Here is a 13,383-nt window from a genome sequence, read left to right as displayed (position 1 = left end):
AAAATACTATTTAAGGAAATCAATATGTTTGCATCTAAAGAAGGTCAATCAATCCCTCAAGTAACATTCCCAACTCGCCAAGGTGATGCATGGGTTAACGTAACGACTGAAGAGCTATTCAAAGACAAGACAGTTATCGTATTCAGCCTACCAGGTGCGTTTACGCCAACATGTTCTTCAAGCCACCTTCCTCGTTACAACGAGCTACACTCTGTATTCAAAGAAAACGGTGTTGATGACATTCTGTGTGTTTCAGTAAACGATACATTCGTAATGAACGCTTGGAAAGCAGACCAAGAAGCGGAAAACATCACATTCATTCCAGATGGTAACGGTGATTTCACAGACGGCATGGGTATGCTAGTTGAGAAAAACGACATCGGTTTCGGCAAACGTTCATGGCGCTACAGCATGCTGGTTAAAAACGGCGTGGTAGAAAAAATGTTCATCGAAGAAGACGTACCAGGCGACCCGTTCAAGGTTTCTGATGCAGATACTATGCTTAACTACCTTGCTCCTGAGCACAAAGAGCAAGAGTCAATCACAGTATTCACTAAGCCAGGCTGTCCTTTCTGTATGAAAGCAAAACAGAACCTAATCGACAAAGGTCTGAACTACGAAGAAGTGGTTCTAGGTAAAGATGCAACAACAGTAAGCCTACGTGCAATCTCTGGTCGCACTACCGTTCCTCAAGTATTCATCGGTGGCAAACACATCGGTGGTAGCGAAGAACTAGAAGCTTTCCTAGGTTAATCACTTAGTCGCTAGTAAACGCTTAGTAAATAAATAGCAGTAATACCAGCTAACCCACCCTCTTGTGGGTTAGCCATTCCAAACGCTCTTATCTGAGTTTTGGAAAAAAGAATATAGCTGGTGACTCGCCTGTCTTTTACTAACCTATAGTTAGTAACAAAAAGCAGAACCACAAGCTAAACCTAATAAAACAGAATCACAAAACTGACCCACTATCCTGACTCTCAAAAAATCACCAGAGTTGGAGGGGTTCGTTTAAACCAAATTTAGCCATTGCGAGAAAATTATTATGAAACAAGTCAATGTAGATGTAGCAGTTATCGGGGGCGGTACGGCAGGTTTAGGTTCTTACCGCGCTGCAAAAGCACACACTGACAGTGTCGTGATGATTGAAGGCGGCCCTTACGGCACAACCTGTGCTCGTGTTGGTTGTATGCCATCTAAACTGCTTATTGCAGCTGCGGAAAGCGTACACCAAATCGAGAAAGCTCCGGCTTTTGGCGTTCACCCACAAGGTGATATCGTGATTAACGGTCGTGAAGTGATGGACCGAGTGAAGTTTGAACGTGACCGTTTTGTTGGTTTTGTTTTAGAAGGTGTTGATGAAATCCCAGAGCAAGACAAGATCTCTGGCTACGCAAAGTTCTTAGATGACAACACACTACAAATTGATGACCACACGGTTGTCAAAGCTAAGCGTATTGTTATCGCGACCGGTTCTCGCCCTGCATACCCTGCCGTTTGGAATGAGCTTAGCGATCGCCTGATCATTAACGACGACGTGTTCAGCTGGGATGATTTACCAGAATCGGTTGCGGTATTTGGCCCTGGTGTTATTGGTCTTGAGCTTGGTCAGTCACTGCACCGCTTAGGTGTGAAGACCAAACTGTTCGGTTTGGGTGGTCAAGTTGGCCCAGTAACTGATCCAGAGATCATGGCTTATGCAGATAAAGCTTTCAATGAAGAGTTCTATCTCGATGCCGACGTGAAAATCGAAAGCATGAAGCGCATTACCACTGAATCGGGTGAGCCACGTGTCGAAATCCAGTTCATCAATAAACAAGGTGAATTAGAAACTAACGTCGTTGAATACGTACTAGCAGCAACAGGTCGTCGCCCTAACACTGACAAGCTTGGCTTAGAGAATACCTCTCTAGAGCTTGATGAACGTGGTGTGCCAATCGCAGACCACTACACGCTACAAACATCACTACCATCAATATTTATCGCTGGTGATGCAAGCAACCAACTGCCTCTACTACATGAAGCAGCTGACCAAGCACGCATTGCAGGTGACAACGCTGGTCGCTTCCCTGAGATTCGTGCAGGCCTACGCCGCTCTAAAATCTCAGCGGTATTCTCTGACCCACAAATCGCGATGGTTGGTGAAACGTACAAAGAGATCACTACCCGCTTAGGCACATGTGGCTGTTTCGCAACGGGTGAAGTGTCTTTCGAGAACCAAGGTCGTTCACGAGTGATGCTACGCAACAAAGGTATTCTGCACGTTTACGGCGAGCAAGGTACAGGCCGCTTCCTTGGTGCTGAGATGATGGGACCAAACGCTGAACACTTGGCTCACTTGTTAGCTTGGGCACACCAGAACAAGATGACGGTTTCTGAAATGCTAGACATGCCGTTCTACCACCCAGTAATCGAAGAAGGTGTACGAACAGCGCTACGTGACCTGAATGCGAAACTGCACCTAGGTCCAGAGATGGTGAAACACTGTCTGGATTGTGGCCCGGGCTGTTAATCTCAGACTAGCGCCAGTCAATTAGCAGTTAACAAACGTTAGATACTAAAAAGGAAAGCCATTGGCTTTCCTTTTTGTTTTTGGCAACGAGTAAACTATAGATTCCCGATTACGCTCCTTCGTCGCTCTCGGGAATGACAGCAATTTTCATACACGTCTAGGCGAAGCTAACCAGAATAACGGTGCTTTTCAAAACGCGTCTAAACTGAAGAAAATCAAAGTGACGCATCAGCTAAACCAAAACTAAACTCGTCATTCCAGAACCGAGGGACGAGGTATCTGGAATCTCTTGAAGCCATTGCGTCACTAAAAGCTTTAAGCAATTACTTCTCAGCAGCAATCACAGAGATCTCAACCAATAGCGCTTCGCGAGCCATGTCGCCAGTCACACATGCGCGAGCTGGAGCGTGACCTTCTGGTACCCATGCATCCCACACTGCATTCATTTCTTGGAAGTCTTTCATGTCTTTCAAGTAAATCGTTGCTGACAGCATGTGCTCTTTGTCGCTGCCTGCTTGCTCAAGTAGCGCTTCTACTTTATCTAACATGGTTTGAGTTTGTTCAGTGATGTCTTTAGTTGCATCAGCACAAACTTGGCCACATAGGTAGATAGTACCGTTGTGTTTAACAATACGGCTCATACGTTGCTTGGTTTCTTGGCGCTCAATCATCGACTTTCTCTCTCTGTGTCACCGTGATCCAATATCTTGTGACGTGTTATTATCAGGGCAACAAGCATAACGCGAATCAAACCCAAGATGACATGCATTCATTGCAATAAAAGTGAAAAAATCCGTAACAAACTCGGTCGCTGCCAGCGTTGCATGAATCAGCTGATGGTGTTGTCGATTTTGAGTTGGGGAGTATGGTGGCTGTTTTTCAGAGAAGACCCAAAAACCATCAATGCCATCGCGTTGATGATGGCCGCTTTCGCGTTCAGTGGCTTGCTGTCGTTGCATTGGGTCATGAAGTTTGTGGTGCTACCGTTAAAGGGCAAAAAACGTTAGCTGGAAGTCTTTATTGGATAAAGAGTAGTGATTAGAGACAGGGCTAAACAATCCGATAATTCATCATAATTTTCGAGCTATTGTCATTTCCCGAACAGCAGATAGAAAAAAGCCCCAGAACCAATCGATTCTAGGGCTTTCTTAGAAAATTCTAAGAAAAAGCAGTGGTACTTTAATAGACCGGGCTTTTCTTAGTTTGTTCCCAAAAAAGATCAGATTTTTGATCTTTTTTTTAGGAGCTATAAAATCAATGCCTTATGCAACATTAACCTTAGCAATTATCTGCTCTACCAAGTTCACTTCCAATGCCACTTCATCACACGCATGTTGACGAGGACACTGGTCACAATCTTTCAGTACCTTCTCAGGCAGCAGAGATTTCGATGTTGGTAAGAAATCATGCTTCATAAAGAACTCTGGAGTACGAGTCAGCACAAACACCTTCTTGATGGCCATTTGTCGCGCTTTCTCAACCAAGTGCTGCACAATCGCGGTACCCTGCCCTTGACCTTGCCAGCCAGCCTCAACACCGAGTGAACGAATCTCCGCTAAGCCAGAGTCATACACATAGAGTGATGCACAACCTGTCACCTCACCATGATGCTCTGCGACCGCAAACGAGCCAATATCACGCACCAGTTCATTACGAGAACGAGGCAGGTTTTCACCCATGTTCGCCCAGTAAGCGACCATGCCTTCCAGCGCTTCAATATCAGTCAGACGAGCAGGACGAACCTTGACGATGGAAGTGTCACGCTGTGATAAACGTTTCTCAGCTTGGTCAACCGCGTAAGCCACTTGCTGTGGAGATACACCGCCTAGCGCGCTACGTTTTTCAAGACACGACTCAATGGTCAGGATGTCATACACATCCTCTTCAATCACCTCAGAGAACTCTTTCATCTCTGCGATGGTTAATTCTTCTAATGCGCAGCCTTTAGCAATCGCCGCCACTACCGTCACACCAACAATATGGTGAGCTTCACGGAAAGGAATCCCTTTCGCTACTAGGTAGTCAGCCAGTTCAGTTGAGTTCGCGTAGCCTTGTTTCGCTGCTTCAAGTGTACGTTCGCCGTTCACTTTAATGCCGTCAAAACAGAGTGCTGCCATTTCCATACAATCATTCCAAGTATCTAAAGCGTCGAACAGACCTTCTTTATCTTCTTGCATGTCTTTGTTGTACGCCAAAGGCAGGGCTTTTACTGTCATCATCATTGCAGCTAATGAACCGTAAACACGGCCCGTTTTGCCACGGATAAGTTCTAGCGCATCCGGGTTTTTCTTTTGTGGCATCAGAGATGAACCTGACGTCACGGTATCCGCTAACTCGATGAAGTTTGATTCACCTGAGTTGTAGAAAATCATATCTTCTGCAAGACGCGAAAGGTGAAGCATAGAGATAGAAGCAATCGACATTAGCTCCATCACATGGTCGCGGTCAGAAACTGAATCTAGAGAGTTGCGCGTTGCACGACGGAAACCTAAGTTGTGAGCTAACTCTTCACGGTCCATCGGGTAAGCTGTTCCAGCAAGGGCACCAGAACCCAGCGGACATGTGTCTAGACGCTTAATCGCATCATTCAAACGTGAATAATCACGCTCAAGCATTTCAACGTAAGCCAAGCACCAGTGAGCAAAAGTTACCGGCTGAGCACGTTGTAAGTGAGTGTAGCCAGGAAGCACGGTTTCTTGATGCTGAGAAGCAACGTTCACCATTTGGCTTTGTAGGCGATCCAATGCCAGTAGCAGTTGGTTACCTTGCTGACGACACCATAGTTTCAGGTCTGTCGCCACTTGGTCGTTACGAGAACGGCCAGTGTGAAGTTTTTTGCCCAAGTCACCGACTTTGCCGATAAGTTGCTGCTCAACCCAGCTGTGAATATCTTCTGCATCAGAACGTAGAATCTGTTCAGGATCTTCCATCACCTCAAGTTTTAGCTCATTCAGCGCTAACTCAAGCTTCTGTTGCTCTTCTTCTGTTAATACGTTGACCGACAGTAGAGCTTTAGACCAGGCAATTGAGCCCACAATGTCTTGCTCAGCCAATCGGTAATCAAAACGAAGAGAATCGTTAAAATCTTTGAACCGGGTGTCTGCTGCTTGGGTAAATCTACCGCCCCATAATGCCATTGTGTATCTCCTAATTGCACAGTGCTCACTGTTTTTGCAAATGATAATTCTGATTAAGATTCAGTATTTTTCTGATGGTTTAAACTTACGGCAATTCAAAATGAAAATAAAGTATTAATTCATTATTTTCACATATTTATTCACCAACAGTTCAATCCATTGATTATTTTTAGCGTGGAGCGCGAATTATATGCCATCCGATAGGAAAAACCGAAGCTGATTTATTAGGCAAATAGAAAGTAAAAAGCCCACTCACTAATCAATAGTGAATGGGCTTTGCATAATAATGTCTGTTTACTAACCTTCAATCTTTCATCAAAGGCTAGCTCACTAACTCATTGTTAAGATTACTTTTGGCTATTCAAAGCACGGATACGGCTTGATAGCGAGTAAAGGCGGATGAAGCCTTCAGCATGGCTTTGGTCGTAAACTTCATCTTCACCAAAGGTTGCAAACTCTTCTGAGTACAGGCTGTTGTCAGAACGCTTCTGAGTCACCGTTGCATGGCCTTTGTAAAGCTTGATAACCACTTCACCATTCACGTCTTGTGCTAGCTCTTCTGTCGCGGCAAGGATTGACTTACATAGTGGAGTGAACCAACGACCATCGTATACAAGGTGAGAAGCCTTAACACCGAGCTCTTCACGGAATTCGAATGCCGCTTTATCAAGAACCAGTTGCTCTACTGCACGCAGTGCTTCCATCATGATTGTGCCACCCGGAGTTTCGTAACAACCACGAGACTTCATGCCAACAAGACGGTTCTCTACGATATCGATACGACCAACACCGTGCTTAGCACCTTTCTCGTTTAGGTAAACCAGTGCGTTGTATGGCGTCATTGTTTCGCCATCAACCGCAACCACTTCGCCTTTTTCAACTTTAAGCGTCACTGTTTCAGATTCGTTTGGCGCTTGCTCAGGGTCTACAGTCCAAGCCCAGCAATCTTCGTTAGGTGCATTCCATGTGTTTTCTAGAACGCCGCCTTCTGTTGAGATGTGCCATGCGTTTGCATCACGCGAGTAAATCTTAGTAAGAGAAGCCGTACAAGGGATGTTACGCTCAGCCAGGTAATCTAGACACTCTTCACGACTCACTAGATCCCATTCACGCCATGGTGCAATTACGTGTAGATCAGGTGCTAGTGCAGCAAATGCGCCTTCAAAACGAACTTGGTCATTACCTTTACCAGTACAGCCGTGACACAGTGCGTCTGCACCTACTTTACGTGCGACTTCAACCTGTGCTTTCGCGATGATTGGACGCGCCATCGACGTACCTAGTAGGTATTTACCTTCGTAGTAAGCGCCCGTTTTCAGCGTTGGGTAGATGTAGTCAGCAACCATCTCTTCTTTAAGGTCTGCGATGTAACACTCAGATGCACCAGAAGCTTTTGCTTTCTCTTCGATACCAATCAACTCTTCGTCGCCTTGACCAACATCCGCAACAAACGCAACCACTTCACAGTCATAGTTCTCTTTCAACCATGGAATGATTACTGATGTGTCTAGACCGCCAGAGTAGGCTACTACAACTTTCTTTACGTTAACTTTGCTCATTTTCTTTCTCCTAGTTTCCATACTGCACATGGCGGTCAGCGTTGGAAATGACTTCATAATTATATGTTTATTTAATTTGTCTAAATTCTTTAAGTAGTGACTCGTTGTGAGACCTACTGAGGTAAAAACTGTGTTCCTATGCTTTTACCTGAAAACAGTTGTGTTAGCTTTTCTGGGTATCGCCAAGTGGCAACTTCGATTGGTCGTCCAAGGTCGTTAGCGGCTTCTAGTGCGGCTTGAACCTTAACGATCATGCCGTCGGTAATCACTTTGCCTGTAATAAGGTCATCAGCTTGTTGTTGATTAAGGCTTGGAATGAGGTGACCTTTGCCATCCAACACACCACTTACATCAGAAAGCAGTACCAGTTCAGCATCAAGCGCGCCTGCAACGGCAACCGCAGCTTGGTCGGCATTGACGTTCATCAGTTGGCCTTGCTCAGTCAGACCAATCGAGCTAATGATAGGCAGTGCGCCCGCATTAAGAATCGCTTGCAGAACGGTTGAGTCGCCCGGCTCCGCTTTTCCTACCGCCCCCAGTTCAGGGTTCAGTTCGCTCACTTTGCATAAACCACCGTCTGCTAGGCTTAAACCAACGGCATTGATACCGTCTTTAATCGCCTGACCTTGAAGTAATTTATTCGCCGTGCCCGCTAATGCACCAGCGATCACTGGGATCTGATCATAAGGAGTAACACGTAGCCCTTCTTTCTTAACGGTTTCGAGGTTCAACTTATTCATCAAATCATCAACAAGGTAACCGCCGCCGTGAACAATCACGATTGGTCGTTGTGCCTGTTGTTGGTAAGCAGAGATAGCACCAAATAACTTGCTAAGTGTTTCACCACAAGATAGCGCAGCGCCACCTAACTTGATGATTAATGGTTGATTATTAAGGCTCATATCTAGATTTCCTTACACTAACGCAGTTAATGGCGCAAAACCATAACGTAAATTCAAACACTGCATCGCTTGGCTAGATGCACCCTTTAATAAGTTATCAATCGCTGAAACAACGATGATGTGATGACCTTGAACCTTCCAACCTAAGTCGCAGAAAGGCGTCTGCTCTACATCTTGAATTCTTGGCAGTGTCTCTTCGAGAAGTCTCACTGCAGGTTTACCTTGGTAAGCTTGCTCGAAGGCATCTTGTATCTGTTGTTCTGTCACGCCTTCAGCCAATTTCATGGTAATGGTTGCCAAAATGCCACGCTTAAAGTTGCCGAGGTGCGGGGTAAAAATCACATCACATCCTAAATGTGCAGCCATTTCAGGTTGATGACGGTGATTGAATACACCATAAGCTTGCAAGCTCACTTCGCAGAAGCTGTTGACCATCGTCGCCTTGCGGCCTGCACCAGTCACACCGCTGGTTGCGTTAATCACTGGCCATTGGTTTTCATCCAGTAACTTGGCTTCAACCAAAGGCTTAATCGCCAGTTGTGATGCGGTTGGGTAACAACCCGCGACAGCGACAAGCTGAGCTTCTTTAATTTCTTGTTCGTTCCACTCAGCTAAACCGTAAGCCGCTTTGTCTAGCCATTGTTCGTGTTGATGTTCAAAACCGTAAAACTCTTGATAGAAGTTTTCGCCTTTAACTCTGAATGCACCCGATAGGTCGAAGACTTGGCAATCGTTCTCTAGAAAAATTGGCGCTAGTTCGTGACTGACTTCGTGTGCCGTTGCTAAGAAAATCACATCAGATTGTTTAGCTACTTCTTCCGGATTTGTTAAAGGTTGTACTGGCATATCAATCAAGCCAGCTAACTTACCGTGCAGTGCCGCAATAGGTTTACCTGCGTCTACACTATTGGCTGAGACATATAAACCTGATAGCGTGAGCTCAGGGTGTCTGTTTATCATTAGAGCCAGTTCTGCTCCTGTGTAGCCGCTTGCGCCAATGATCGTGGTTTTCAACATCTCAACACATCCATTTTTGAGGTAAGTTACATTTCAAATTTGACTATTCATACTTAATTTTTAGCTTTATTTGATTTCTTATGCATTAAATATGATTTAATATGTGTTTTACCGACTTATGGTTTTCCTGTCAATAGTAGAAGTGAAGTTATTATGCAATTACCGAGTTTTCTTGAGGTCTACAAAGGCCTAATTTCCACAGACTCTATTAGCTCGACCGATCCAAGCTGGGATCATGGCAACGAGAAAGTGATCGAAAAAATGGCTCAATGGTTTAAAGACGTAGGCTTTAGCGTTGAAGTCGTGGAAGTCGAACCCGGCAAGCATAATATGGTCGCTAAGATGGGATCGGGCGAAGGTGGCTTGCTACTCGCAGGACACAGCGACACAGTGCCATTTGATGAAGGACGTTGGAACTTCGACCCTCACGCACTAACAGAGCACAACAATCGCTTCTATGGGTTAGGCACGGCCGATATGAAAGGCTTTTTCGCTTTCGTTTATGAAGCGGCAAAGAAGATGGATTGGAGCAAACAGACCAAGCCGCTATATGTATTGGCAACCTGTGACGAAGAGACCACCATGCTGGGTGCGCGTCATTTCACTGAAAATGCACCGTTTAAACCGGATTACTGCATTATTGGTGAGCCAACCAGCCTTGTGCCGATTCGTGGCCATAAAGGCCATGTTGCTAACGCTGTGCGAGTAACGGGTAAATCAGGTCACTCTTCTGATCCTGCATTAGGTGTCAACGCCATCGAGATCATGCATGAAGTGTTGTTCGCTTTAATGCAACTGCGTGACAAGCTAGTCAAAGAGTATCACCACCCGGGTTTCGCAATTCCAAGCCCCACTCTAAACCTTGGCCATATTCACGGTGGCGACAGCGCGAACCGTATCTGTGGTTGCTGTGAGCTGCACTACGATGTACGTCCTTTACCGGGTATCAGCTTAGATGGTTTGGATAACATGCTGCGCAGCGCACTCAAAGAAGTAGAAGCAAAATGGCCGGGCAGAATTGAGATTACGCCACTGCACGAACCTATCCCGGGTTACGAGTGCCAACATGACCATCCATTTATCGGTGGCATGGAATCAGTTTGCGAAACTGAATCACAAACCGTCAACTACTGTACAGAAGCACCTTTCCTTCAAGAACTTTGCCCAACCTTAGTGCTGGGTCCAGGCTCAATCGACCAAGCTCACCAACCAGATGAGTTCCTAAGCTTCGATTTTATCGATCCAACGATTGATGTTCTGAGTAAGTCGATCCGCAAATATTGTTTCTAGTTATTACTTTTCTTCCAATATTTTCGTATAAAAGCTACCCGAAAAGGTGGCTTTTATTCTGTTATCCCAGACACAGCCTGATCTTGTAATTAAATTTCACTTTAATTCCGAACTATTGGGAAATTTACTTCTCCCGCATTTCGAAAACTAATAATTGCAAACTTAGAATGCTTTATTTGACTAGATACAGCACTTTTCGCTAGATTGTGTACTTAACAAGGAACAATGGATGTAATTTTTTTACGAGGCAGGATGACAATGAACGAGAAATACGCCGCTCTCAAGAGTAACGTAAGCATGCTGGGACGCTTGCTAGGTAACACAATCCAAGATGCACATGGTGACGTTATCTTAGAGAAAGTGGAGACTATCCGTAAACTTTCCAAATCCGCCCGCGCAGGCAACAAAGCTGACCGTGACAGCCTAGTTGAAGAAATCAAAAACCTGCCGAACGAACAACTCACTCCTGTTGCTCGTGCATTTAACCAATTTCTCAACCTCACCAACATGGCAGAGCAGTACCACACCATCTCTCGCCACTGTGAGGAGCATGTTTGTGAACCAGACGTGCTGCAATCTCTATTTTCCAAATTAAACCAGAATGACATCAGCAAGCTAGACGCGGCTCAAGCCGTTCGCGACCTGAACATTGAACTCGTTCTGACTGCACACCCAACAGAAATCACTCGTCGCACCATGATCAACAAGCTAGTTAAGATCAACGAGTGTCTGTCTAAATTAGAATTAAGCGACCTATCACACAAAGAGCGCGTGAAAACCGAACGCCGCCTAGAGCAACTGATCGCTCAAGGTTGGCACTCAGATGTGATTCGTCAACAACGCCCAACGCCACTTGATGAAGCGAAATGGGGCTTTGCGGTTGTAGAAAACTCTCTATGGGAAGCCGTTCCTGACTTCCTACGTGAAATGGATGGCCGACTAAAAGGTTATCTTGGTGAAGGCCTGCCGATCGATGCACGCCCAGTACACTTCTCATCTTGGATGGGCGGTGACCGCGATGGCAACCCATTCGTAACGCACACCATCACTAAGGAAGTTCTGCGCCTATCTCGTTGGAAAGCTGCCGATCTTTACTTAGGCGACGTAAACGAGCTGATTACCGAACTGTCGATGACTAAGTGTAATGATGCCGTTCGTGAGCTAGCAGGTGATGAACACGAAGCTTACCGTGCAATCCTGAAGAACCTACGCACTCTACTGAACAACACGCTAGAAGTGCTGGATGCAAAATTGCATGACACAGAGGTTCCGAAGAAAGAAACACTACAGAACATCGAGCAACTTTGGACACCGCTTTACGCATGTTACCAATCGCTGCACGAATGTGGCATGGGCGTAATCGCAGACGGTTCTCTGCTTGATACTCTGCGCCGCCTAAAAGCGTTCGGTGTACACCTAGTTCGTCTCGATGTTCGTCAAGAAAGTACTCGTCACTCAGATGTACTGTCTGAACTGACTCGCTACCTAGGCATTGGCGACTACGACCAATGGAACGAGCAAGACAAGATTGCTTTCTTAACCAATGAATTAAGCTCTAAGCGTCCGCTTCTTCCTCGCGATTGGGAGCCATCTGAACAGGTTAAAGAGGTTTTAGACACCTGCAAGGTTATTGCTGCTCAACCTCGTGAAGCCTTCGGTGCTTACGTAATTTCTATGGCTCGTACTGCATCAGATGTACTGGCTGTTCACTTACTACTGCAAGAATGTGGCTGCCCATACCGCATGGACGTATGTCCGCTGTTCGAAACGCTAGACGACTTGAACAACTCAGAAGCAGTAATGAAACAGCTAATGAGCATCGACTTGTACCGTGGCTTTATCCAGAACCACCAAATGGTGATGATCGGATACTCTGACTCAGCGAAAGATGCGGGCGTAATGTCTGCAGGTTGGGCTCAATATGATGCAATGGACAAACTGGTTAAGGTTTGTGATGAAGAAGGCATTGAACTGACTCTATTCCACGGTCGTGGCGGTACGGTTGGTCGTGGTGGTGCTCCGGCGCACGCTGCTCTTCTTTCTCAGCCACCTAAGAGCTTGAAAGGCGGTTTACGTGTAACAGAGCAAGGCGAAATGATCCGCTTTAAACTTGGCTTACCAGACGTTGCTGTAAACAGCTTCAACCTTTACGCAAGCGCGATTCTAGAGGCGAACCTTCTGCCGCCACCTGAGCCAAAACAAGAGTGGCGCGACCTAATGGAAGTGCTATCTCAAGTATCTTGTGAGGCTTACCGCAACGTGGTTCGTGGCGAAGAGAAATTCGTACCTTACTTCCGTCAAGCGACACCTGAACTGGAGCTAGGTAAACTGCCTCTTGGCTCTCGCCCTGCGAAACGTAACCCGAACGGCGGCGTAGAAAGCCTACGTGCGATTCCATGGATCTTCTCTTGGAGCCAAAACCGTTTGGTACTGCCTGCATGGTTAGGCGCTGGTGAAGCGATTCAGTACTCTGTAGATCAAGGCCATCAAGCCCTGCTCGAAGAGATGTGTCGCGAGTGGCCGTTCTTCTCTACCCGTCTCGGTATGTTGGAAATGGTGTACTCGAAGTGCAACATGGAAATCGCTAAGTACTACGACCAACGCCTTGTTGACGAAGAGCTATTACCATTAGGTGAGTTACTGCGTGAACAGCTGCAAAAAGACATCAAAGCCGTGCTAAATGTTGAGAACAACGAGAACCTAATGCAGAGCGACCCTTGGGGACTTGAGTCAATCCGCCTACGTAACATCTACGTTGAGCCACTAAACATGCTTCAAGCTGAACTGCTTTACCGTACTCGTAAGTGTGAAACACCACCAGCAGAGCTTGAAGAAGCGCTAATGGTGACGATTGCAGGCATTGCAGCAGGCATGCGAAACACTGGTTAATTAGTGATTCCTACCATTCAACAGACAAAAGGTCGCCTAGTGCGACCTTTTTATTTTGCAAGATAACCACTAATGAGTAT

At 46.0% G+C, this 13,383-nt stretch carries 10 protein-coding genes; 5 read left to right on the top strand and 5 right to left on the bottom strand.

Annotation, left to right across the window (positions count from 1 at the left end):
- The first annotated feature begins 24 nt into the window (after nt 1-24).
- Both AB6E78_RS07330 and AB6E78_RS07325 read left to right on the top strand, forming a co-directional pair.
- Nucleotides 25-753, top strand: coding sequence for a glutathione peroxidase (locus tag AB6E78_RS07330; protein WP_048659171.1), 729 nt, complete (start codon nt 25-27; stop codon nt 751-753).
- Between the two features lie 289 nt (nt 754-1,042).
- Nucleotides 1,043-2,509: a dihydrolipoyl dehydrogenase gene (locus AB6E78_RS07325; protein ID WP_372129671.1), complete on the top strand. Its 1,467-nt coding sequence runs from the start codon at nt 1,043-1,045 to the stop codon at nt 2,507-2,509.
- 323 nt (nt 2,510-2,832) lie between these two features.
- On the opposite strand, the gene AB6E78_RS07320 is transcribed toward AB6E78_RS07325, so the two are convergent.
- Nucleotides 2,833-3,180 (bottom strand): RidA family protein, encoded by a 348-nt coding sequence (locus tag AB6E78_RS07320; RefSeq protein WP_004729674.1) that lies wholly within the window; start codon nt 3,178-3,180, stop codon nt 2,833-2,835.
- 87 nt (nt 3,181-3,267) lie between these two features.
- On the opposite strand from AB6E78_RS07320, the gene AB6E78_RS07315 reads away from it, so the two are divergent.
- A complete protein-coding gene (locus tag AB6E78_RS07315) occupies nt 3,268-3,516 on the top strand; it encodes a DUF3624 domain-containing protein (protein ID WP_029235423.1) in 249 nt (82 codons plus the stop codon).
- 255 nt (nt 3,517-3,771) lie between these two features.
- On the opposite strand, the gene argH is transcribed toward AB6E78_RS07315, so the two are convergent.
- The 4 genes from argH to argC all read right to left on the bottom strand — a co-directional run bounded on the left by argH (nt 3,772) and on the right by argC (nt 9,124).
- On the bottom strand, nt 3,772-5,646 hold the full coding sequence (gene argH, locus AB6E78_RS07310) for an argininosuccinate lyase (RefSeq protein ID WP_017061136.1): 1,875 nt from the start codon (nt 5,644-5,646) through the stop codon (nt 3,772-3,774).
- 347 nt (nt 5,647-5,993) lie between these two features.
- Nucleotides 5,994-7,205, bottom strand: a complete 1,212-nt coding sequence (locus tag AB6E78_RS07305) for an argininosuccinate synthase (protein WP_017061137.1) — start codon at nt 7,203-7,205, stop codon at nt 5,994-5,996.
- A gap of 113 nt (nt 7,206-7,318) precedes the next feature.
- Nucleotides 7,319-8,107 (bottom strand): acetylglutamate kinase, encoded by a 789-nt coding sequence (gene argB / locus AB6E78_RS07300; protein WP_017061138.1) that lies wholly within the window; start codon nt 8,105-8,107, stop codon nt 7,319-7,321.
- A gap of 12 nt (nt 8,108-8,119) precedes the next feature.
- On the bottom strand, nt 8,120-9,124 hold the full coding sequence (gene argC / locus AB6E78_RS07295; RefSeq protein WP_372132766.1) for an N-acetyl-gamma-glutamyl-phosphate reductase: 1,005 nt from the start codon (nt 9,122-9,124) through the stop codon (nt 8,120-8,122).
- 153 nt (nt 9,125-9,277) lie between these two features.
- On the opposite strand from argC, the gene argE reads away from it, so the two are divergent.
- A complete protein-coding gene (gene argE / locus AB6E78_RS07290; RefSeq protein ID WP_009848891.1) occupies nt 9,278-10,414 on the top strand; it encodes an acetylornithine deacetylase in 1,137 nt (378 codons plus the stop codon).
- A 252-nt stretch (nt 10,415-10,666) separates the two neighbouring features.
- Nucleotides 10,667-13,303, top strand: coding sequence for a phosphoenolpyruvate carboxylase (ppc, locus tag AB6E78_RS07285; RefSeq protein WP_170791819.1), 2,637 nt, complete (start codon nt 10,667-10,669; stop codon nt 13,301-13,303).
- Nucleotides 13,304-13,383 lie beyond the last annotated feature (80 nt).

Origin of the sequence: Vibrio sp. 10N.247.310.98 (genome assembly GCF_041467395.1) — a bacterium.
GTDB classification, from domain to species: domain Bacteria; phylum Pseudomonadota; class Gammaproteobacteria; order Enterobacterales; family Vibrionaceae; genus Vibrio; species Vibrio crassostreae_C.
Note: the sequence above shows the minus strand (reverse complement) of the source record. Positions and strands in the feature narration are given on the sequence as shown.